The following is a 22398-nucleotide window of genomic DNA, read 5'->3' on the forward strand; positions in this document are numbered from 1 at the left end:
CCGGAGTGCCGATTGATCGCTGATACGTGCCCGGCGGTTGACCCTCACGCCGAATTCGGGCAAGCTTTCGCCATACTTCGCCGATTATTGGCATGTATGAGTGATTTATTGCGGGTCGTGGCGATCCGCTCCAGAGAGAGGGGACATCGCTCGTGCTAGAGCCCGCCAAGCGGTACACCGGCTACCGGTCCTACGACTACCTGGAGCCCGGCTCCGACTACCGGGTGTTCGACCTCGCCCCCGAACTCGGCCGGGTGCCCGCGTACGAGGGGGTGCCCCTCTCCGGCGAGCAGGAGGGCCGGGTGCGCCGCCTGCTGACCGACAACGTCGTGGTCTCCCTGCACGACCACCCCTCCGTCTTCCCGTCCGACATCGGGCAGACCGTCGAGTACAACCGCACCGCGCGCCACCACACCGGCTACGAGGGCCTGGCCCGGTCCGGCATGACCGCCGTGTTCGACAACCTGATGGACGGCACCTGCTGCATCACCAGCCAGGCCGGCTGGAAGTGGACCGATGTGGTGGCCGACATCGGCATGCGGCTGTCCGACCTGGCCCACCAGGACTACGTGATCAAGGTCGAGCGGCTGGACGACATCCGCACGGCGCACGAGACCGGCCGGATCGGCCTGGTCCTCGCCCTTGAGGCGGCGACCATGATCGAGAACGAGGCCGACCGGATCGACATGCTGTACGGCTTCGGCGTACGGCAGATGGGCATCGCCTACAGCGAGGCCAACTCGCTGGGCAGCGGCCTGCGCGAGCGCAGCGACGGCGGCCTGACCATCTTCGGCGAGAAGGCCGTGCGCCGGATGAACAAGCTCGGCATCGCCATCGACGTCTCGCACTCCGGCGACCGGACCTCGCTCGACACGATCAGGCACTCGGACAAGCCCATCCTGATCACCCACGCCGGGGCCCGCTCGGTCTGGCCCACCAACCGGATGAAGCCGGACGAGGTCATCAAGGCCGCCGCCGAGCGCGGCGGCGTCATCGGCCTGGAGGCCGCCCCGCACACCACGCTGTCCCCCGGCCACCCGCGCCACTCGCTGGAGTCGGTCATGGACCACTTCACCCACTGCGTGGACCTGGTCGGCATCGACCACGTGGCGTTCGGCCCCGACACGCTGTTCGGCGACCACGTCGGGCTGCACGACGCCTTCGCCGAGCACCTGTCCATCAAGCAGGCGCACGGCAGCGCCTCCTACGAGAAGGTCCCCTACGTCGACGGCCTGGAGAACCCGGCCGAGTGCTTCTGGAACATCATCGCGTGGCTGGTCCGCAACGGTTACTCCGACGACGAGATCACCAAGGTCGTCGGCGGCAACGTGCTGCGGGTGCTGGAAGAGGTCTGGTACTGATGAGACGCATCGCACTGGCGGCGGCCGCCGCCGCGCTCGCCGCCGCCGTGGCGGCCTGCGCCCCGAGCACCCCGTCGTCGGGGACCGGCGGCGCCACGGGAGGCAGCGGCGGAGGAGGGGCCGACCGGATCACCATCGGCACCACCGCCGACGTGGTCAACTTCAACCCCCTGGTCGGCAACAGCCGCACCGACACCTGGGTCACCAACCTGATGTACCCGCACCTGATGCAGATGGACGAGTCGGGCCAGCGGATCCCCTACTTCGCCACCGAGTGGTCCTACGGCGACAAGGGCAAGAGCGCCACCGTCAAGCTGCGCGACGACCTCAAGTGGTCCGACGGCAAGCCGGTCACCGCCGATGACGTGGTCTTCACCATCGAGGCGGTGAAAAAGGAGAAGTTCGGCGTGGTCGCCGGGCTGATCACCGCCCTGGACAAGGCCGAGGCGGTCTCCCCCACCGAGGTGAAGTTCACCCTGACCCGCCCGGACGGCACCTTCCTGCACAACGTCGGCTTCTGGATGCCGGTCGTCCCCAAGCACATCTTCGAGAAGGCGCCGAGCGTGCAGAAGTTCGCCAACGCCGAGAACTGGGTCAGCGCCGGGCCGTACCGGCTGACCAAGGTCGAGCGCGGCCAGCGCTACCTGATGGAGCGGGTGGACTCCTTCGGGCCCGCGCCCGGCGGCAAGCCGGGCGTCAAGGAGGTCGTGTTCCGCGTCTTCCCCGACGTCAACACCGAGGTCTTGGCGCTGCGCAACGGCGAGATCGACATGATCGGCAACGTGCTGCCGCCCGCCACCGCCGCCACGCTGAAGAGCGACGCCAAGATCAAGCTGACCCAGATCCCGTCGCTGGGCTGGGCGCACCTGCAGTACAACACCAAGCGCAAGCCGCTGGACGACGTGCGCGTACGGCAGGCCCTCGCCTACTCGGTGGACTACGAGGCGATCAGGAACATCGCGATGCAGGGCTTCGCCAAGTCCTCCAACGGCAGCGTGCTGACCCCCTCCCAGCCCGACTACGTCGATCCCACGATCAAGGAGTACCCGTTCGACCCGGCCAAGGCCAAGGCGCTGCTGGCCGAGGCGGGGCAGCAGAACCTGAGCGTGTCGATGATCTACGACCAGGCCGACCCCAACATCGCCAAGTGGGCGCCGATGGTCCGCGACTCCGCCAAGAAGGCCGGTATCACGATCAAGCTCCAGGGGCTTGAGCGCAACACCTACGTCGACAAGTCGCTCAAGCACGACTTCGACATCTACGCCGGCTCCTGGGCGATCATGGACAACCCGCCCGCGAACTTCGGGCTGGCCTTCAAGACCGGCGGGTTCATCAACTACGGCCAGGTCGCCGACCCCAAGCTGGACGAACTCATCGACAAGGGCCAGCGCGCCCTGTCGCCGGAGGAGGCCAAGGCGCCGATCCAGGAGGCCGCCCGCATCATCCGCGACCAGGTCTACGACAACGTGCTGTACGTCGAGACCTTCAACATCGCGCACTCGGCGGAGTGGACCAACTGGAAGCCGATGCCCAGCGAGCTGCTGTCCATCCTGAACCCGCTCTCCCTGGCCCAGGTCAAGCGGGCCGGCTGAGTTCGGGGAGGTCACGGTGACGCTGAAGTTCATCGGCACGCGGCTGCTGCGCGGCCTGGTCACGCTGTGGTTCGCCGTCACCGTGACCTTCTTCCTGGTACGGCTGCTGCCCGGTGACCCCGTGGTCACGGTGGCCGACCCCAACATGACCGAGGAGCTGCGCGCCAAGCTGCTCGCCGACTTCGGCCTGGACCGGCCGCTGCTGGTCCAGTACGGCAGCTACCTCGCGCAGCTCGTCCAGGGCAATCTCGGCATGTCGTTCCGTCAGTCGCTGCCGGTCACGACGGTGCTGATGGAACGGCTGCCCTGGACGCTGATCCTGACCCTGTCGGCGATGGCGGTGACGATCGTGGTGGGCATCCCGCTCGGCGTGCTCGCCGCCACCCGGGCGCGCGGCTGGGTCGACCGGATCATCCAGGTCGGCGGCATCACCGCCCAGTCGCTGTTCGTGCCGAGCATCGGGGTGTTCCTGCTGTACGTCTTCGGCGTGCTGCTCGGGTGGTTCCCGATCGGCGGCGCGCTGGACCCGGACGCGAGCGGTGTGGCGGCCAGTCTGAGCATGCTGCACCACCTGGTGCTGCCGTGCCTGTCGCTGGTCTTCATCCAGCTCGGCGGCTACGTGCTGACCATGCGCTCCACGCTGATCGAGACCATGAGCGAGGACTACGTGGCGCTGGCCAGGGCCAAGGGCGTACGTCCGGGCGCGGTGGTGTGGAAGCACGCCGTGCGCAACGCGCTGCTGCCCACCACCACCATCGCCGGACTCCAGCTCGGCGCGCTGGTCGGCGGCGCGGTGCTGACCGAGACGATCTACGCCTACCCCGGCATCGGCCGGGCCATCTTCGAGGCCGTCGGGCAGATGGACTTCCCGGTGCTCCAGGGCGCGTTCGTGCTGCTGGCCGCCGCCGTCGTGGTGGCGAACCTGGTGACCGACGTCGCCTACGGCCTGCTCGACCCAAGGGTGCGTACCTCATGACCACGGTGGCCGCGACGGACGAGACCGGCAAGACCAAGAAGCGACACCGGGAGCCGACGCCGCGGCGCAGGACGTGGGAGGGGTTCCGGCGCAACCCGCTCGGCATCGGCTCAGTGGCCGTGCTGGTCCTGATGGCCCTGGTCGCGCTCTGCGCGCCGCTCATCGCGCCCTTCCCCGAGGGGTACGGCACGGACATCTCCCTGCCGCCGAGCGCGGCGCACTGGTTCGGCACCGACGACGTGGGCCAGGACGTCTTCGCCCAGGTCGTCTGGGGCACCAGGGTGAGCATCACGGTCGGCGCTGCCGCCTCGGCGCTGGCCATCCTGATCGGGCTGCTGCTCGGCGTGGTGGCCGCCTACTTCAGGCGGCTGGACACCCCGCTGGGCGTACTGATCGACCTGTCCCTCTCGCTGCCGGTGCTGCCGCTGATGATCCTGGTGGCGGCGCTGGCCGGGCCGAGCGTGACCACGCTGGTCATGGTGATCGCGCTGTTCAGCTGGCCGGAGGTGGCGCGGGTGGTGCGCTCCCAGGCGCTGGCGATCGTGCCGCTGCCGTACGTGTCGGCGGCCCGGATGCTCGGCGCGTCGGCGGGGCGGATCATCAGGAGCCACCTGCTGCCCGGCGTGATGCCGGTGGTCGGGGTCTCGGTGGTGCTGACCGTCTCGCGGGCGGTACTGGCCGAGGCGGGACTGTCCTTCCTCGGGCTCGGCGACCCCGGGAGCTGGTCCTGGGGCGGGATCCTGCACAAGGCGCAGTTGTCCGGGTCGCTGGCCTCGGCGTGGTGGACCACGCTCTTCCCCTCCCTGGCCATCCTGCTGCTGGTCGTGGCGGCGACGCTCGTCTCGGTGGCCTACAACGACGCACGCAACCACCGCGGCGAGCGGTGAGGAAGGAGCGCGCGATGCGCGTCCGGATCAATGACAACGAGCTGAACGTCGAGGTGCTGGGCGGCGAGCGGCCCGGCGCGCCGACGCTGATCGCCCACCACGGCGCGCCGGGGCTGGGCTCGCTGGCCGAGCCGCGGGCCACCTTCGGCCGGCTGGCCGACGACTACCGGGTGATCGTGTTCGACGCCCGCGGGTCGGGGGCGAGCGAGGGCCGCGAGCCGTACACGCACGAGCAGTGGGTCGCGGACGTGGACGGCCTGCGCGAGTGGGCCGGGGCCGAGCGGATCGTGATGGCGGGCGGGTCCTACGGCGGGTTCATCGCGATGGAGTACGCGATCACGCACCCGGACCGGGTGAGCGCCCTGGTGCTGCGCGACACCACCGCCGACAACTCCAACCAGGAGCTGGCGCTGGCCAACGCGCTGGCCTCGGCGCGCGTCGCGATCGACCGTGCCAGGCTGGACCGGATCATGTCCGGCACCGTGCGCGACGACGACGACCTGCGGGACTGCTGGCGGGAGATCCTGCCGCTGTACGACCACGACTTCGACCCCGCCAAGGTCGCCGAGCGAGTCGACGCCACGCCGTACCGCTACCGGACGCACAACCACGCGTTCGCGGTGAACCAGCCGAACTACGACATCAAGCACCTTCTTCCGCGAATCACCGCGCCGACACTGGTGACCGTGGGCCGTCACGACTGGATCACGCCGGTGTCGTGCAGCGAGACGATCGCCGGGCTGATCCCGGACGCGAAGCTGGTGGTCTTCGAGAACTCCGGGCATTCGCCACAGGTGGAGGAGGCCGGTCTCTTCGAGGCCACTGTCCGTGATTTCCTGACAAAGACTGCTATTTCATAAAAAGTGGCGCTAACCGAGTTATAAAAGCGCCAAAATGCACCCGATGAATGAACTCGACTCCCTCGATCGGAAGATCCTGGCCGCCCTGCACATGAACGGCAGGGCGAGCTGGACCGACATAGCCCAGGCCATCGGCACCTCGACCACCACGGTCGCCCGCCGCGCCCAGCAGCTCATCCAGGACGGTGTGGTGGTCGTCGCCGCCGTCCCGCACGTCGAGCACCGTGGGCCCGTGGACGTCTTCCTGGTACGGCTGGCCTGCTCCCCCGGCACCCAGTTACGGGTTGCCGACCGACTCTCCCGGTTCCCCGAAGTAAGGTTCGTCGCGGTGGTGACCGGCAGTCACGACATCGTCTTCGAGCTGGTCGCACCGAAGAGCCGCGACCTTTTCTCCATCCTCGTGGACGAGGTGCAGCGCATCCCCGGGGCCATGCGCAGCCAGGCCGACCTGGTGCTGCACACCTACAAGATCTCCTACGACTGGAGCCTGCAGGGCCTGGACTTCGCCCCGGAGGCGTTCGCCGTCGAACCGATCGCGCACTCCTGCGGCCCGCACCACCTCGACGACGTCGATCGCGACATCCTCGACGTGATGCGCGACGACGGCCGGGCCAGCTTCCAGTCCGTCGCCAAGCATCTGGGCGTCAGCGAGAGCACCGTGCGGCGGCGCTTCGAGGTGATGACCGAGCGGGGCTGCGCGACGATCTCCACCTTCATCCCGGCCTCAGCGCTCGGGTATGAGGCCGAGGTGCTGTTCTGGCTGTCGGTCGAGCCCGCCCGGCTGGAGGCGGTGGCCGGGGTGCTGACCGGGCACCGCGGGGTCCGCCACATCTCCGCGACGCTCGGCCAGTCCTCCTTGCTGATCGAGGTGATCATGCCGACCACGGCGGAGCTGCACGAGTTCACCAGCCGCACGCTGGCCGGGATCCCCGGCATCCAGTCGTGGACGGCCAGCGTGCAGCTCCTCACCGTGAAGCGCGGTTTCCTGCCGGTGCCGTGGGCGCAGGCGCACCTGGCGGCGGTGACGGGTCAGAAACCGGCCGGCTGACCCTCCGTACGCGCGGGGGCCAGACCGTACTTCGCGATGGCCTGCTCGGCGAGGTCGGGCTTGCCCAGCGCGCTCAGCGCCGCCACCACGATCCACGGCGCGTCCACCCGGAAGTGGCGGCGGACGGCCTCGCGGGTGTCGGACAGGCCGAACCCGTCGGTGCCGAGCGAGGTCCACTCCTGCGGCACCCATGCCCTGATCTGGTCGGGAACCGCACGCATCCAGTCGCTCACCGCGACCACCGGCCCGGCCGCCTGCCCCAGCGTCTGGGTCACGTACGGCACCCGGCGACGCGCCCCCGGAGCGCCGAGGGCCGCCGCGTCGCACTCCATCGCCTCGCGGCGCAGCTCGCTCCAGGAGGTGACCGACCACATGTCGGCCGCCACCCCCCAGTCCTCGGCCAGCATCCGGCGCGCGTCCAGAGCCCAGTGCGCCGCGGTGCCGCTGGCCAGCAGTTGCAGCGACCCGTGCCCGTCGCCCGCGTGGCGGTACAGGCCGCGCACGATGCCCTCCTCCACGCCGTCCGGCATGGCGGGCTGCGGCATCGGCTCGTTGTAGACGGTCAGGTAGTAGAAGACGTCCTCCTGCGCCTCGCCGTACATCCTGCGCAGGCCGTCGCGGACGATCGCGGCCACCTCGTACCCGAACGCCGGGTCATACGCCAGGCAGGCCGGGTTGGCCGAGGCGAGCAGCTGGGAGTGCCCGTCGGCGTGCTGCAGGCCCTCCCCGGTCATCGTGGTGCGGCCCGCGGTCGCGCCGATCAGGAACCCGCGCCCCATCTGGTCGGCCAGCGCCCACATCTGGTCGCCGGTGCGCTGCCAGCCGAACATCGAGTAGAAGATGTAGAAGGGGATCATGGGCTCGCCATGCGTGGCGTACGAGGTGGACGCCGCGGTGAACGACGCCATACAGCCCGACTCGGTGATCCCCTCGTTCAGGATCTGCCCGTTCGCCGCCTCCTTGTAGGACAGCAGCAGGTCGCGATCGACGGCGTCGTAGCGCTGCCCGCGCGGGGAGTAGATCCCGGCGGTCGGGAACAGCGACTCCATGCCGAAGGTGCGCGCCTCGTCCGGCACGATCGGCACCCACCTGCGCCCGCTCACCGGATCGCGCATCAGGTCCTTGACCAGGCGGACGAACGACATAGTGGTGGCGACCCCGGCCCCGCCCTTGGGTTTGGCGGCGGCCTGGAACGGTTTGGCGTCCGGCTCGGGCAGCGGCGCGGGGCGTACCCGGCGGGCGGGTACGTGCCCGCCCCTGGCGGCGCGCAGTTCGGCCAGGTAGGCGGCCTCCGGGGAGGTGGGGCCGGGATGCGCGTACGGCGGCAGGTCGCCGCCGAGCGCCTGGTCGGGCACCGGCAGACCGAGCCGGTCGCGCATCGCCCGGAACTCGTCCTGGCTCAGCTTCTTCATCTGGTGGTTGGCGTTGCGCGCTTCGAAGCCGGTGCCGAGCGTCCAGCCCTTGACGGTCTGCACCAGGATCACGGTCGGCACGTCGGGGGTGTCCAGCGCGGCGCGGTAGGCGGCGTGCACCTTGCGCGGCTCGTGCCCGGCCCGGGAGCCGCCGACGATCGCGGCCAGCTCCTCATCGGTGAACCGCTCGCCCAGCCCGCGCAGCGGCCCGGCGAACAGTTGCTCGCGGATGTAACCGCCGTCGCTGGCGGAGTAGGTCTGGAACTGCCCATCGGGCACCTCGCCCAGGGTCTGGGCCAGCAGGTCACCGCCCGGGGCGTCGAACAGCCGGTCCCACGCAGCGCCCCACAGCGACTTGACCACGTGCCAGCCCGCGCCGCGGAAGACGCCTTCCAGCTCCTGGACGATCCGGGTGTTGCCGCGCACCGGCCCGTCCAGCCGCTGCAGGTTGCAGTTGATCACGAAGGTGAGGTTGCCGAGCCCTTCGCGGACGGCCAGCGTGAGCGCCGCGGTCGCCTCCGGCTCGTCCATCTCGCCGTCGCCGAGGAACGCCCACACCCGGGAGCCCGAGGTGTCCTTGATGCCGCGGTCGCGCAGGTAGCGATTGAATCGGGCCTGGTAGACGGCGTTGATCGGGCCGAGGCCCATGGACACCGTCGGGAACTGCCAGAAGTCGGGCATCGCCCGGGGGTGCGGATAGGAGGGCAGCCCGCCGATCGTCTCGCGGCGGAAGGCGTCCAGCCGCTGCTCGCTGAGCCTGCCCTCGAGGAAGGCGCGGGCGTAGACGCCGGGAGAGGCGTGGCCCTGGAAGTACACCTGGTCGTCGGCGTTGAAGAAGTGGTTGAACCCGACCTCGTACAGCCACGCCGCCGAGGCGTAGGTCGCCATGTGGCCGCCGAGCCCGAGCCGGCTCGCCCGGGTGACCATCGCCGCGGCGTTCCACCGGTCGTAGGCGGCGATGCGCTCTTCAATCTCCAGGTCTCCTGGATAGTCCGGCTCGGCCGCGGTCGGCACCGTGTTGATGTACGGCGTCGCGCCCAGGCCCACCGGGACCGTCTGCCCGAGCCGGCCGACCAGGTAGCGCGCCCGGTCGGGACCCGCCTCCCGGATCACGGCCGCAATGGACTCCAGCCACTCGGCGGTCTCTTCGGGATCCAGGTCATGGATCATCCTTTACCCCCATCGTCGGGCGTTTTATTCATAGGATGATTACATGTCCACTCTAGTCCCTGGACGGTGGGACCGGCTTAGAGGACCAATGGTTCCAGCAGGCGGCGGGGGCGGCGCAGAGCGATGCTGACCGGGTCGTTCTGGGTGTGCTCGACCTCCGGCGCGAGGCGCATCTCGATTTCCGGGAGGGCCGGGACGACGCCGCAGCCCGAGCAGGCGGCGCTGGGTTCGAGCGGCACGCCGCACGGCTGGTGGAGGAAGACCCGCCAGCGGTCGGCCGACAGGTGCCGTTCGCCCCACCGGGCCAGCGCGAACACCACCGGCCACAGCTCCTGCCCCATCTCGGTCACCACGTACTCGTCGCGCGGCGGCGACTCGCGGTAGCGGCTCTTGCGCAGCACTCCGGCCTCGACCAGCACGCTGAGGCGCTGGGAGAGCACGGCCCGCGGGATGTTCAGGTGGGTGAGGAAGTCGCCGTAGCGGCGCACGCCGTACAGGGCGTCGCGTACGACCAGCAGCGTCCATCGCTCCCCGACCAGCTCCAGCGACCTGGCCAGCGAGCAGTCCTGCGCGTCGTAGTTCTTGCCGAGGCCCATGCGCCCATCCTAGTTCATTCACCGAACCGAGGCGTGCTAGCGTGCTGATAGTTCAATGAACGAACTTAGAAAGGCGACCTCTTGGCCTCCCCGTCGACCCTCGCCCCGCCCGTCGACCCACCGCGCACGGCACGCGGCGTCGCCGTGTCCGTGTGCGCCGCGCCGCTGATCACCATGGTCGCCTACACCGCACCGATGGTCACGATCCCCGAGAGCGGGGCCGACCTCGCCGCCACAGGCTCCGGTCCCGCCTGGATGCTGAACGCGATCTCGCTCGGCCTGGCCGCCACGTTCCTGGTCGTCGGGGTCCTCGCCGACGACTACGGGCGCAGGCGCGTCTACCTGGCCGGCACCTGGGTGCTCGCGCTGAGCGCCCTGGTCTCCGCGCTGGCCGTGAACGCCCCCATGTTCGTCGCCGCGCGACTGGCCGCGGGCGCGGCCAGCGCGGCCATGCTCGCGGCCGGGCTCGGCATCCTCGGCCGCGCCTACCCGGCGGGCCCTCGCCGCGCCGCGATGACCGGGCGCTACGGCGCCATGCTCGGCCTGGGCATCGCCACCGGACCACTGCTGTCCGGCGGGCTCACCGCGCTCTGGAACTGGCGCGGCGTCCATTTCACGATCGCCGCCGCGTCCGTCGTGCTGGCCGTCATGGCGGCCCGGCTGCTGCCCGCCGCCGATGAGGGCGGTACCGCCCGCCGGTCCGCGCCCGACGTGCCGGGAGCGCTCACCCTCGCCCTCGGCGCCACCGCCCTGCTCATCGCGATCACCGAGGGCCGCTCGGGCTGGGTCAGGCCGGTGGTCATCGCGTCCCTCGTGGTCGCGGTGGCGCTGCTCACGGCCTTCGTCCTCATCGAACGCCGCCGCCGCGCGCCCCTTCTCGACCCGGCGCTGTGGCGTCGCCCGCTGTTCCTGGTCTCCACCGGCGGCACCCTGGTCATCGGGGTGGCGGTGATCGGATTCATGAGCTACCTGCCGACCGCGTTGCAGCTCGCGCACGGCATCTCCGCGCCGACCACCGCCCTGTTGCTCTCGATGTGGTCGGGCATGTCCTTCCTGACCGCGCTCCAGTCGCGGCGGCTACGCGTACGGCCGGCCGTACTGCTCGCGATCGGGCTGCTGATCGCCGCCGCGGGCGCGCTGCCGCTGCTCGGCGCGGCGGGCCCGGCGCCCTCCTGGCCGCGGATCGCGCTCGCCCTGGCCGTCTCCGGCGCGGGCAGCGGCCTGATCAACGCCGCGGTCACGCACCTCGCCATCGAGAGCGTGCCCGCCGCGCGGGCGAGCATGGGCGCGGGCGCGAACAACACCGCCCGCTACGTGGGCGCCGCCATCGGCGTCGCCGCCATGAACGCGCTCACCGGCACCCTGGGCCTGGCCACGGCCATGAACACCGGCGTGATCGCCACCGCCGCCATCGCCGCCCTGGCCGCACCCGCCGCCCTCGCCCTCAGCCGGGCGGCGTCGTCCGCGCAGGCGTCCTGAACGCGACGAGCGCCCGGCCTCCTCGGAGGCCGGGCGCTCGCCCGGTGTCAGCTGCAGCCGCTGGTGGAGCCGCAGCCCTCGCAGACGTAGCAACTGCCCGCGGGACGCATCTTGATCCCGCAGGTCATGCAGAGCGGGGCGTCGGCGGTACGGCCCTGGTGGCTCTCCAGCGCCCGCACCTCCTGACGAACCGGGTCCGGGCGAGGCGCCTCCTGCGCGGGAGCGCGCTCGATCGGGGCCGACTGGGCCAGCGCCTCGGCGTCCATCACCTCGTCGTGCTGGGCCGCCGGGTCCTCGCCGCGCTGCTGCGCCGCCCGCTCGGAGGCGGAGAAGATGCCGAGCGCGGCCCGCTCGTCGTACGGCAGGTGGTCCAGGGCGAGCCTGCGGAAGATGTAGTCCATCACCGAGGCGGCCATCCGGACGTCCGGGTCATCGGTCATCCCGGCCGGGTCGAACCGCATGTTGACGAACTTGCTCACGTACGTCTCCAGCGGCACGCCGTACTGGAGGCCGATCGAGATCGCCACCGAGAAGGCGTCCATCACGCCCGCCAGCGTCGAACCCTGCTTGGACATCTTCAGGAAGACCTCGCCGAGGCCGTCGTCCGGGTAGGAGGAGGCGGTCATGTAGCCCTTCGCGCCGCCCACCGAGAACCGGGTGGTGGTGCTCGGCCGCTGGCTCGGCATCCGCCGCCGGGTCGGCCTGGTCACCTCCACGACCTCCACGATCGCGGGCTCGGCCGGCTTGTCCTCGCCGCCCTTCTTGGCGACCGACAGCGGCTGGCCCACCTTGCAGTTGTCGCGGTAGACGGCCAGCGCCTTCAGGCCGAGCTTCCAGCCCTCCAGGTAGACCTGCTCGATGTCCTCCACCGTGGCGGACTCGGGCAGGTTGACCGTCTTGGAGATGGCCCCGCTCAGGTAGGGCTGGGTGGCCGCCATCATCCGGACGTGGCCCATCGACGCGATCGCCCGCTCGCCCATCGCGCAGTCGAACACCTCGTAGTGCTCCGGCCGCAGGCCCGGCGCGTCCACCACGTGCCCGTGCTCGGAGATGTACTCGACGACCGCCTCGACCTGCTCCTGCTGGTAGCCCAGCCGGACCAGGGCGCGCGGCACGGTCTGGTTGACGATCTGCATCGACCCGCCGCCGACCAGCTTCTTCAGCTTCACCAGCGCCAGGTCCGGCTCGATGCCGGTGGTGTCGCAGTCCATCATCAGGCCGATCGTGCCGGTGGGCGCGAGCAGCGACGCCTGCGCGTTGCGGTAGCCGTTCCGCTCGCCGACCTTCAGGCACTCCGACCACTGGCGGGTGGCCTCGCGGTGGATGCCGGTGTCCATGCCGCCGATCGTGCGCAGGTCGTCGTTGGCGGCGGCGTGCTTGCGCATGACCCGCTTGTGGGCCTCGGCGTTGCGGGCGTACCCGTCGTACGGGCCGACCACCCCGGCGAGCTCCGCGCTGCGGCGGTAGGAGACGCCGGTCATCAGGCTGGTGATCGCGCCCGCGATGGCCCGCCCGCCGTCGGAGTCGTAGGCGTGCCCGGTGGCCATCAGCAGCGCGCCGAGGTTGGCGTAGCCGATGCCGAGCTGCCGGTACGCGCGGGTGGTCTCGGCGATCTTCTCGGTCGGGAAGTCGGCGAAGGTGATCGAGATGTCCATCGCGGTGATGATCAGCTCGGTCAGCTTCACGAACCGCTGGACGTCGAAGTCACCGTCGTCGTTCAGGAACTTCAGCAGGTTGATGCTCGCCAGGTTGCACGAGGAGTTGTCCAGGTGGACGTACTCCGAACAGGGGTTGCTGGCGGTGATCCGGCCGGTCTCCGGGGTGGTGTGCCAGGAGTTGATCGTGTCGTCGTACTGTACGCCGGGGTCGGCGCACTCCCAGGCGGCCCTGGCCATCTTGCGGAACAGCTCACGCGCGTCCACGGTCTCGATGACCTCGCCGGACAGCCGGGCGCGCAGGCCGAACTCCTCGCCGTTCTCCACCGCGCGCATGAACTCGTCGGAGACGCGCACGGAGTTGTTGGCGTTCTGGTACTGGACGGAGACGATGTCCCGGCCGCCGAGGTCCATGTCGAACCCGGCGTCGCGGAGCGCGCGGACCTTGTCCTCCTCGCGCGCCTTGGTCTCGATGAACTCCTCGATGTCGGGGTGGTCCACGTCGAGCACGACCATCTTGGCCGCCCGCCGGGTCGCGCCGCCGGACTTGATGGTGCCCGCGGAGGCGTCCGCGCCGCGCATGAAGGACACCGGGCCGCTGGCCGTGCCGCCGCTGGACAGCAGCTCCTTGCTGGAGCGGATGCGGGAGAGGTTGACCCCGGAGCCGGAGCCCCCCTTGAAGATCACACCCTCTTCCTTGTACCACTCCAGGATCGACTCCATCTGGTCGTCCACCGACAGGATGAAGCACGCCGACACTTGCTGGGGGCTGGCGGTGCCGACGTTGAACCACACCGGAGAGTTGAAGGCGAAGAGCTGGTGGATCAGGGCGTACTTCAGCTCGTGGTCGAAGATCTCGGCGTCCTCGTCGGAGGCGAAGTAGCCGTGCTCCAGGCCGGTACGGGTGTAGACGCCGACGACCCGGTCGACGAGCTGCTTGAGGCTCCACTCGCGCTGCGGGGTGCCCACCGCGCCGCGGAAGTACTTCGTCGTCACGATGTTGGCGGCGTTGACCGACCAGGAGTCGGGGAACTCGACGCCGCGCTGCTCGAAGTTGACCGATCCGTCCCGCCAGTTGGTCATGACGACGTCGCGGCGCTGCCAGGTCACCTCGTCGTACGGGTGCACCCCCGGGGTGGTGTGAACGCGCTTGACCTTCAACCCCTTACGGCCTCGCCTGCCCCCGCGTGCCGCCGCGCCGCTGACCGTCTCGGTCATGACTTCCCCCTTCCAGGCTCACCTGAGCCCTCGAAATGTGGACCACATGTCGCGCCGTGTGAATCGCCCCCGGCGCCGGGGTTGACTTGACCCGTGTAGCTCGTGTCCGGTGTGTCGCAGTCGGCTGTTGTATGTCTCAGTCGGCGTCGCCGCCGCCCCCGGCCGTGGCGGCCGAGCGCTCGGTGCGCAACTGCGCGATCTCGGCCTCGAAGTCGGCGAGGGTCTCGAACCCCCGGTAGACCGAGGCGAAGCGCAGGTAGGCGACCTCGTCGAGATCGCGCAACGGCCCCAGGATCGCGAGCCCCACCTCGTTGGAGGGGATCTCCGCGGCCCCCGTGGCCCTGATGCTCTCCTCGACGCGCTGCCCGAGCTGGGCGAGCGAGTCCTCGCTCACCGGCCTGCCCTGGCACGCACGGCGTACGCCGGCGATCACCTTGTCCCGGGAGAACGGCTCGGTCACGCCGCTGCGCTTGCTCACCATGAGCAGCACCGTCTCCTGCGTGGTGAACCGCTTGCCGCACGAGGAGCACGTACGCCGGCGCCTGATGGCCGCGCCGTCCTCCGTCGAGCGGCTGTCGATGACGCGTGTGTCAGGATGCCTGCAGAACGGACAATGCACGCGCGCCTCCCAACGACCGCCACCAGGAGCCCACGCGCCGCGCCATTCCCGCACCCGAAGCACCCCTCGCCGAGGGGAACGCTCGCGCACGCCCCACGGACTGCCATGGTGCGGTAACGGAACACAACCTATGGTGAACTACATCGGTGTAACTACTAGATGTTGTGGTCCCAACCTAGAAGCGCGGGCCGATGAACGCAAGTCGAACCCCCTGTCGCCCCCCAAAATCGCTGCTCAGCCCGCGCCATATAGAACACCCCGGGCGTGTCGCGCCTTCCCCCCGCCTACCCCACTCTCCCAGGCCCCCACCTGCTCAAACGCCCCACCACTATGCAAGAACACCACCCCCCATCGCCCACGCCACACGCCGTCACGCCCCAGAAGACACCCCCGCACGCCGCCGCCCCAGCCCCTTCCGCGAGCTGTTCACCAGCGGACCGCCCCACCCCAACGTGCCTAGACCAGTCGACGGGACGCCACCCACCCGCCAGAGCTTCGCGCCCCCGCCGCCTACAGCGTCAAGCCAGAAAGCCTCCGGCGGCACCTAGCGCCACCAGCAGGGCCGACACGGCCCTGCCGCTGTTACAGCTCAACCTCATCGGGCAGCACCCATCTCCGCCCGCACTCAGCCGCCGACCCGGCACGTCAGCGGAAACGCGCACCACCGCCGCGCATGCCTGCCGTAACCGCCCGTTCCAGCAGGACCCACCCCGCACTTCCCAAGCCAGACGGATGGCGTCCCACCTAGTGGTGTAAAAGTCCAGTGATCGCGGTCATACCTGGTGGACCGGCAAGAACGGCCGTGGTCCGCCGGATCATGACCGCCCGGCCGCACCCCCACGGACGCCGCAACGGCGAGACGCACGACGGCGGTGCCCGGCGCCCGCCAGCGGCGGTCCGCCGGAACGCGGAGCCAGGCGGCATTTCCACCACTCGTAGGGACGCCATCGCCAGACGACCCCGACCCCGATCAAGAACCCCGCACACCACACCCCCGCTTACGCCTCACCCCTGTCGCGTCGCCGACCCCTTCAACCCCTCACTCACCGACCGACTGCCCCACCGGAACATGCAACACCCCAGACGCCCCCGGCACCCGCCAAGTCTCCGCGACCACCGCCGCCCGTGTGCCGAGCCAGAAGACCCCAAGGGCGATCAGCGCCACCAACACGGCCAGCACAACCCTCCCCCGCCGCGTCAACCGCACCGCCCCCGGCGCGGGCGTCCGCCCCTCCGGCCGTGCCATACGCTGCGGCGACCCCCCGCCGCCCCGACCGGCCGACCCCTTACCAGGGGCGTCGCCCACGACCACCAGCCGAACGCCACGGCGCCCCGCAACCTCTCGTCCCGACCCAGCGGCCCGGCGACGGCGTGACGACCGCCCTCGACCGCCCCCCGCAGAGGAGACAGGCACTCCGGACGCGCCGACAGGGCGCGATCTCGCGCGGCCGGTCACACGCTCCTGCGCCTGCGGCCGCACCCGCGCGGCCCCGGCCGCGCCGTCACGACCACCAGAAGAGGAGCCATACCCCCCGGAAACGCCGTACCCCCCAGCCGGACGCGCCCCAAGGGCCACGCCATCACGGCCGCTCAACCGCCTCACGCCATCCCTCGCGGCCGAACCCGATCCCCGGCCACCGGTCGTACGCACCTCCCCCTGAACCGCAGACCGCCGCCTCGAAGCCACCCCTTCGCGACCACCCTCCGAGGAAGAGACCGATACCCCATAGGCACCGCGATACCCCGTGGCCGCGCGCGGTCTCCGGCCGCCAGTCGTACGCACCTCCCCCTGAACCGCAGACCGCCGCCTCGAAGCCACCCCTTCGCGACCACCCTCCGAGGAAGAGACCGATACCCCATAGGCACCGCGATACCCCGTGGCCGCGCGCGGTCTCCGGCCGCCAGTCGTACGCACCTCCCCCTGAACCGCAGACCGCCGCTTTGAAGCCGCCCCTTCACGACCGCCTTCCGAGGAGGACACCCCGGACGTGCTGCCATACCCCACGACCGGCCCCGGCCTCCGGCCGCCAGTCGTACGCACCTCCCCCTGAACCACAGACCGCCGCCTGGGAACCAGCTCCTCCGAGGAGGAGGAGACGGACCCCGTCGCAGGACGCGGTCTCCGGCGGTCGGTGGCAGGGGCCGCCTTTTGTGTCGAGGGCTGCCGCCGGGGGGGCCTCGCCGGCTCGTCGCCCATGCCCCCGGCCCCCGGCCCGGCATCGAGGCCAGGCCGCCTGGCCGCCCCTTCCCCGCCTGGGCCGGGCGCGGCCCGGACGTCGGGCGTTCGCCAGGCCGCCGCCGATGCCTGGCGGCGGCGTTCGGCGGAACGCCGGGCCGCGGCACGGCGCAGGGACTCGCGACGCGCGAGGGTGGACCATGGGATCGCGGCTTGTGTGGTTGTGGTCGTCGTGGTTGTGGTCGCCCGCATGATGACCTCCCGCCCACGGGCCGGCCGGTCGAATCGGCCGGTATAAGATCGCCAAATCGAACACGGTGTCGATCGAACTCCCGTACGATGTTGTACACCACGCGACCGATAATTTCGAGGAGCAAGTCGAACAATTGTTTGATGATGATCTTCAATGAAGATACGGTTGCTGTGTGCGACATGAAGACCACGGTCCGGAAGGAAGCCACGTGAGCCCGGCGAGCCGGTCCAGTAGGCGAGGAGGCAGATCATGAGTGGGCGTGACGATGGGGCAGCGAGCGACCTCGCGGTGCGCAGGCGCGACTCACTGGGCCTCACCCCCAGACAGCGCAAGATCCTCGAAGTGATCCGAGACTCGGTGCAGCAGCGGGGATATCCGCCCTCCATGCGCGAGATCGGCGAGGCGGTGCAGCTCACCAGCACGTCGAGCGTCTCCCACCAGCTCACCGCGCTCCAGCGCAAGGGCTACCTCCGCCGCGACCCGCACCGGCCGAGGGCCCTTGAGGTGCGCCTTCCCGGCGAGCCGGTCCTTTGGGTCGACCCCGACGCCGCGACGGAGGACACCGCGGTCAGCCGTCCGACGGCCGCCTTCGTGCCGCTGGTCGGCCGCATCGCGGCCGGTGGCCCGATCCTGGCCGAGGAGAGCGTCGAAGACGTCTTCGCGCTGCCCAAGCAGCTCGTCGGCGAGGGCACCTTGTTCCTCCTCCAGGTGTCCGGCGACTCGATGATCGACGCCGCCATCGCCGACGGCGACTGGGTCGTGGTGCGCCAGCAGCCGGTGGCCGACAACGGCGACATCGTGGCCGCCATGATCGAGGGCGAGGCCACGGTCAAGACCTTCAAGCGCAAGGACGGCCACGTCTGGCTCGTGCCGCACAACGCCAACTACGAGCCCATCCCCGGCGACGAGGCGAGCGTCCTCGGCAAGGTCGTCGCCGTTCTGCGCAAGCTCTGAGCCATCCCCGCCGAGCAGGCCGCCACCCCCACCAGGGCCGTGGCGGCCATCCTCGCCGCATTCTCCCAGCCCCTGCCGGGCCAAACCCCCGGCACGGTGTCGGCTTCGACGGCCGAAGTCGCCCGGCCGTAACGGCCCCTGCCAGGGTCACAGGCCCGCGCGACCGCACAAGCAGGTCGCACTCGCCTCAGCCGCCGCGCGATCAAATCCCGAGCATCGCCGAGCGCCCGCCGAACCGTGTGGGTACGAATCGCGTCCCATGGAGTGGTAGACACTTCGCGCAGCCCAGCATGCCGACCTGAACGTCCCCGTCTGCGCCACACCGCTCGGAACGGGCGGCGTGCGCGATGGGCACCATCGGCGCTTGTCAGATGGAGTGAGCGCCCAGATCGTGTCGCAGCCTTGCTCAGTCGTATGCGCCCAGCCGTCGCACGATCACATCCGGCGCATCGCCAAGGGCCCGCCGAATCCGGCAATACGACCGATAGATCCGGATCGCCTCCCACGGCGTGGTGAAACTTTCCGATGGCGTCCCCACGAGTGGCGGAAATGCCGCCTGGCTCGGCGTTCCGGCGGACCGCCGTTGGCGGGCGCCGGGCACCGCCGTCGTGCGTCTCGCCGTTGCGGCGCCCGTGGGGGTGCGGCCGGGCGGTCATGATCCGGCGGACCACGGCCGTTCTTGCCGGTCCACCAGGTATGACCGTGATCACTGGACTTTTACACCATTGGGTGGGACGCCATCGACTTTCCCTCAGGCCCGGGTGGCTGACCTGAACGTCCCCGTCTGCACCACCCGGAGCAGGCAGATTGCTTAATGGGCAGCCGCCACGCGATCGCACTCCGAGCATCGCCAAACCCGGAAACACCACCCATGGATGCGGATCGCGTCCCGCGCGGCAGCGGCACGATGCCCGACCTGAACATTCCCGGCTGCACCACTCGGAGCGGGGCGGAGATCGCGTCCCGCGGAGTGGTGGAACTTCCCCGCAGCCTGGCGTGGCCCACCTGCGCGATGTCCGATTCGAACGCTCCCATTTACACCACTTGGCGGGACGCCATCCGGACGGATCGCCCGATGGGCACATCGGCACCTATTAGATGAAGTGAGCGCCCAGCCAGTGCGCGATCACACCCCGGGCATCGCCAAACCGACAACACGGCCCATGGATGCGGATCGCGTCCCGCGCGGCAGCGGCACCTTCCCACAGCTCATAGTGGCCCACCTGCGCAATGTCCGATATGAACATCCCCACACGAAAGGGTCAGCGCCCGTTTCGTGTCGCGGCCCGATCATGAGCCATACGTGAGAGCGCGTTGAAGAGGCGGCCCGCCGGCGGTCACTGTCTGATCAACCCAGGCACTAGTCGGTACTCCCCGCCCCGGGCAAGCCACCTGGAACGCCCTCCATCTGACCACCGGGCACAGCTCAGAGCAGAGTGCCGATCACCACTGTCGCGTTCCATTCGGCGGAGTGGGCCACAGTGGCGGTGAGGCCGCCGGTGGTCATGGCCGTGGTGGCGGGGGTGGCCTGGCGTTCGCTGGTTTCGATCAGTAGGTGGCCGCCCGGAGACAGCCAGGTCGCGGCCGTCGTGGTCACTCGGCGCAGGATGTCGAGGCCGTCCCGGCCTCCGTCGAGGGCGATCCTGGGTTCGTGGTCGCGGGCCTCGGGTGGGAGTAGCCCAACCTCGTCGCTCGGGACATAAGGGACGTTGGCCACCAGGACATCGATCCGCCCGCGCAGCCGCGACGGCAGGGGGGCGAAGAGGTCGCCTTCGTACACCAGCCCGCCCAGCGGGTCGCAGTTGCGGCGGGCGCAGCGGACCGCCACGGGGTCGAGGTCGGTGGCGTGCAGTTGGGCGGCGGGGATGGCGGTGGCCAGGGCGACGCCAACGGCACCTGAGCCGCAGCAAAGATCCACCACGAGGGCCTGCGGTGGGGCGAGGGCGGCGGCCCGGCGTACCAGGAACTCGGTACGGCGGCGCGGTACGAACACCCCCGGATCGACCGCGATCCGCAGGTCACAGAACTCCGCCCAGCCGAGAACGTGTTCCAGCGGCAAGCCCCTGACCCGCCGGTCCACCAACGCGACGAGTTCGGCCTCCGAGGAGGCCGCGGCGATCAGAAGTCCGGCCTCGTCCTCGGCGAACACGCACCCGGCGGCGCGCAGCCTGGCAGCGACGACGGACGGTGAGATCGGCATTGAAGAGGGAGAAATCCACACAAAGAGCGCCTTTCGGAATGCCGACGGGCGCTCTCCCGGCCCCCTACCAGGGGCGAGCCGAACGGCGGCGAGGCGAGAGCACCCGGCCTGATCTGGCGGTAATGGGTCTCACCTCCTTGATGCGCTGAGACCGCCACACTATCCGAGCCCCCTTCGCCCGGCAAAGCCGATTCCTACCCCCGTCCGCCCGCGATGGCCCGGGCGCGGTCGATGTCCGGGCCGCGGTAGAGGCGTTCGGGGATGCTCGCCAGCGTGGACGGGTGCACCTGTGGCCCCAGGCCGTAGAACTTCTGGAAGCTCATGATCAGCGGACGCCACGCGTCCGGGTCGATGTGATCGTCCGTACCCTTCATCCGGATGTCCTCGTCCACGTACACGCGCTGCACACGCACCTCGAACACGAGCACGCGGCCGTGCTGGGCCGGGTCGTCGGCGGCCATCCGGTGCACGCCCGTCACGACCGCCTCCAGGTGGACCTGGCACTCGGCGACCCGTGGCGGCGATACGGTGTCGGCTGCGATCGGCGTGACCTCGGCCAGATGGAACTTGTCCGGTTCGTAACGGTAGCCGCGGGCCTGCTTGGAGGCCGGTACGGGATCGGCCCCCGTGGTGAGCGCCAGCCGGTCCACCGTCCCGGCCAGCGCCTCGGAGGGCAGGTTGAGCACGCACTCACCGGTCCGCAGCAGGTTGTGGCTGGTCTGGGACGCGGCTCCCAGGCCGAGCATGGCCCGCCAGCCGAGCCAGAAGGCGGACGACATGGGGGCCAGGTTGGGCGTCCCATCCTCGTTGAGGGTCGAGATGAGGACGACCGGCGTCCCGAAGTACAGGATGCCGGGCTCTATGCGCGTGTGATCGATCGGTACTCCAGACACGCCTTCCAGCTTCGGCGAACCGGACCGCCTTCGCTGGCGGTTAGCAGACGCCGCGTTGCGCCCGTGAAACGAACGGCCAGGAAGTCGCCCGCCCGGATATCCGCCGCATCGCCCGCGTTCTAGGCTTGGCACATGGCGGACGTACTCACTGGACAGGGATGTTCGTGGACCTTTGAGGCGGGCGCGGTGCGGGTGCGGTTCCATCGCGCGATGAAGGTCCCCAAGTTCCTCCAAGAGCTGGGCGAGCGCCTGATCCCGTACGAGGCGCTGGCCGACGTGTCGCTCACGCCGGGCAAGCGGGGCACCATCGTGCTGCGGGCCATGCCCCGGCAGGGCGCCGACCCGGTGCTGATCGCCGCGGCCGGGCAGCTCAAGGAGACGCTCGACCCCTACCGCCTGGTGCTGCCCGCCGACCGCGAGACCCTGGCCGACTACTACGCCGAGGAGATCCGGCGATCGATCACCGACTCCGGTCCGGCCGCGCGCTGCCTGGTCCAGGCGCCGCCGACGCCCCGCTCGTTCAAGGCCTGGGACGGCCAGGCCCACTTCGACGGTGAGGCCGTGCGGTTCCAGTGGTTCTGGTCGAGCGCCGAGAGCGTGAAGTACCGGGCGGGCGACCAGCGCTTCCCGATCTCCGAGATCGAGGGCGTGGAGTGGCGCTCACCCGACGTCTTCAACGGCTACCTGCGGCTGCGGGTGCGCGGGGTGGAGGCGCCGAAGGAGCCGGAGAAGGACCCGGCGTCGGTGGTGTTCGGGATGGGGTACGGCCTGACCGCCGAGTCGCTGCCGTTCGCGGCGGCCCTCGTGGGCGCGATGAGCGCGCTCGACGGCGACCGCCGGGCCGCCGAACTCACCCCCGCCGAGCCCGCGGCCGACCCCGTGACTGAAGAGCCGGTCGTGGCCGTGATCGACCGGGGCGAGGACATCCCGGCGCTCATCCGCAAGCTCGGCGAGCTGCGCGACGCGGGCCTGCTCACCGAGGAGGAGTTCCAGGCCAAGAAGGTGGAACTCCTCTCCCGGCTCTGAACCGGCCCGCGCCGCCGAAGACC

15 protein-coding genes are annotated in these 22398 nt (G+C 70.3%); 9 read left to right on the forward strand and 6 right to left on the reverse strand.

From position 1 onward, the window contains the following. Positions 1-152 precede the first annotated feature (152 nt). Genes DP939_RS13880 through DP939_RS13905 form a run of 6 tightly spaced genes read left to right on the forward strand, consistent with a single transcriptional unit; the run spans position 153 to position 6724 of the window. Positions 153-1361 (forward strand): dipeptidase, encoded by a 1209-nt coding sequence (locus DP939_RS13880; protein ID WP_113981063.1) that lies wholly within the window; start codon positions 153-155, stop codon positions 1359-1361. Further along, positions 1361-2953 (forward strand): ABC transporter substrate-binding protein, encoded by a 1593-nt coding sequence (locus tag DP939_RS13885; RefSeq protein WP_113981064.1) that lies wholly within the window; start codon positions 1361-1363, stop codon positions 2951-2953. Before DP939_RS13880 ends, DP939_RS13885 begins: the two co-directional genes overlap by 1 nt. A gap of 16 nt (positions 2954-2969) precedes the next feature. Then, positions 2970-3929 (forward strand): ABC transporter permease, encoded by a 960-nt coding sequence (locus DP939_RS13890; protein WP_113981065.1) that lies wholly within the window; start codon positions 2970-2972, stop codon positions 3927-3929. Then, positions 3926-4816: an ABC transporter permease gene (locus DP939_RS13895; RefSeq protein ID WP_113981066.1), complete on the forward strand. Its 891-nt coding sequence runs from the start codon at positions 3926-3928 to the stop codon at positions 4814-4816. The genes DP939_RS13890 and DP939_RS13895 overlap by 4 nt, the downstream gene beginning before the upstream one ends. Before the next feature lie 14 nt (positions 4817-4830). After that, positions 4831-5676, forward strand: coding sequence for an alpha/beta fold hydrolase (locus tag DP939_RS13900; RefSeq protein ID WP_113981067.1), 846 nt, complete (start codon positions 4831-4833; stop codon positions 5674-5676). A 43-nt stretch (positions 5677-5719) separates the two neighbouring features. Next, the gene (locus DP939_RS13905) at positions 5720-6724 is read left to right on the forward strand and encodes an Lrp/AsnC family transcriptional regulator (RefSeq protein WP_158578562.1); all 1005 of its coding nucleotides are present in this window, start codon (positions 5720-5722) and stop codon (positions 6722-6724) included. On the opposite strand, the gene aceE is transcribed toward DP939_RS13905, so the two are convergent. Further along, a complete protein-coding gene (gene aceE / locus DP939_RS13910) occupies positions 6706-9306 on the reverse strand; it encodes a pyruvate dehydrogenase (acetyl-transferring), homodimeric type (RefSeq protein ID WP_113981069.1) in 2601 nt (866 codons plus the stop codon). The two genes, DP939_RS13905 and aceE, sit on opposite strands and share 19 nt — an antisense overlap. Positions 9307-9383: 77 nt before the next feature. Then, on the reverse strand, positions 9384-9902 hold the full coding sequence (locus DP939_RS13915; RefSeq protein ID WP_113981070.1) for a winged helix-turn-helix transcriptional regulator: 519 nt from the start codon (positions 9900-9902) through the stop codon (positions 9384-9386). Positions 9903-9983: 81 nt separating this feature from the next. Between DP939_RS13915 and DP939_RS13920 the strand changes: the two genes are divergently transcribed. Beyond that, a complete protein-coding gene (locus DP939_RS13920; RefSeq protein ID WP_113981071.1) occupies positions 9984-11381 on the forward strand; it encodes an MFS transporter in 1398 nt (465 codons plus the stop codon). A 47-nt stretch (positions 11382-11428) separates the two neighbouring features. On the opposite strand, the gene DP939_RS13925 is transcribed toward DP939_RS13920, so the two are convergent. Next, positions 11429-14254: a vitamin B12-dependent ribonucleotide reductase gene (locus DP939_RS13925; protein ID WP_113981072.1), complete on the reverse strand. Its 2826-nt coding sequence runs from the start codon at positions 14252-14254 to the stop codon at positions 11429-11431. A 136-nt stretch (positions 14255-14390) separates the two neighbouring features. After that, positions 14391-14873: a transcriptional regulator NrdR gene (gene nrdR / locus DP939_RS13930; RefSeq protein ID WP_113981073.1), complete on the reverse strand. Its 483-nt coding sequence runs from the start codon at positions 14871-14873 to the stop codon at positions 14391-14393. 2678 nt (positions 14874-17551) lie between these two features. Here nrdR and lexA point away from each other — a divergent pair. Continuing rightward, complete coding sequence (lexA, locus tag DP939_RS13940; RefSeq protein WP_113981075.1) at positions 17552-18256, forward strand: transcriptional repressor LexA; 705 nt, start codon at positions 17552-17554, stop codon at positions 18254-18256. Positions 18257-19682: 1426 nt separating this feature from the next. On the opposite strand, the gene DP939_RS13945 is transcribed toward lexA, so the two are convergent. Both DP939_RS13945 and DP939_RS13950 read right to left on the reverse strand, forming a co-directional pair. Continuing rightward, on the reverse strand, positions 19683-20456 hold the full coding sequence (locus DP939_RS13945) for a putative protein N(5)-glutamine methyltransferase (protein ID WP_113981076.1): 774 nt from the start codon (positions 20454-20456) through the stop codon (positions 19683-19685). 194 nt (positions 20457-20650) lie between these two features. Further along, on the reverse strand, positions 20651-21349 hold the full coding sequence (locus DP939_RS13950; protein ID WP_225878235.1) for a flavin reductase family protein: 699 nt from the start codon (positions 21347-21349) through the stop codon (positions 20651-20653). Positions 21350-21481: 132 nt separating this feature from the next. Between DP939_RS13950 and DP939_RS13955 the strand changes: the two genes are divergently transcribed. Next, on the forward strand, positions 21482-22375 hold the full coding sequence (locus tag DP939_RS13955; RefSeq protein WP_113981078.1) for a DUF4429 domain-containing protein: 894 nt from the start codon (positions 21482-21484) through the stop codon (positions 22373-22375). Positions 22376-22398: the final 23 nt, after the last annotated feature.

This window comes from Spongiactinospora rosea (assembly GCF_003315795.1).
Taxonomy (GTDB): domain Bacteria; phylum Actinomycetota; class Actinomycetes; order Streptosporangiales; family Streptosporangiaceae; genus Spongiactinospora; species Spongiactinospora rosea.

Bases quoted from the DNA above. Each gene is read 5' to 3' on its own strand.
- DP939_RS13915 (WP_113981070.1), bottom strand. From the start codon at position 9,902: ATGGGCCTCGGCAAGAACTACGACGCGCAGGACTGCTCGCTGGCCAGG.
- DP939_RS13900 (WP_113981067.1), top strand. From the start codon at position 4,831: ATGCGCGTCCGGATCAATGACAACGAGCTGAACGTCGAGGTGCTGGGC.
- DP939_RS13895 (WP_113981066.1), top strand. From the start codon at position 3,926: ATGACCACGGTGGCCGCGACGGACGAGACCGGCAAGACCAAGAAGCGA.
- lexA (WP_113981075.1), top strand. From the start codon at position 17,552: ATGAGTGGGCGTGACGATGGGGCAGCGAGCGACCTCGCGGTGCGCAGG.
- aceE (WP_113981069.1), bottom strand. From the start codon at position 9,306: ATGATCCATGACCTGGATCCCGAAGAGACCGCCGAGTGGCTGGAGTCC.
- DP939_RS13905 (WP_158578562.1), top strand. From the start codon at position 5,720: ATGAATGAACTCGACTCCCTCGATCGGAAGATCCTGGCCGCCCTGCAC.
- DP939_RS13925 (WP_113981072.1), bottom strand. From the start codon at position 14,254: ATGACCGAGACGGTCAGCGGCGCGGCGGCACGCGGGGGCAGGCGAGGC.
- DP939_RS13955 (WP_113981078.1), top strand. From the start codon at position 21,482: ATGGCGGACGTACTCACTGGACAGGGATGTTCGTGGACCTTTGAGGCG.
- DP939_RS13945 (WP_113981076.1), bottom strand. From the start codon at position 20,456: ATGCCGATCTCACCGTCCGTCGTCGCTGCCAGGCTGCGCGCCGCCGGG.
- DP939_RS13885 (WP_113981064.1), top strand. From the start codon at position 1,361: ATGAGACGCATCGCACTGGCGGCGGCCGCCGCCGCGCTCGCCGCCGCC.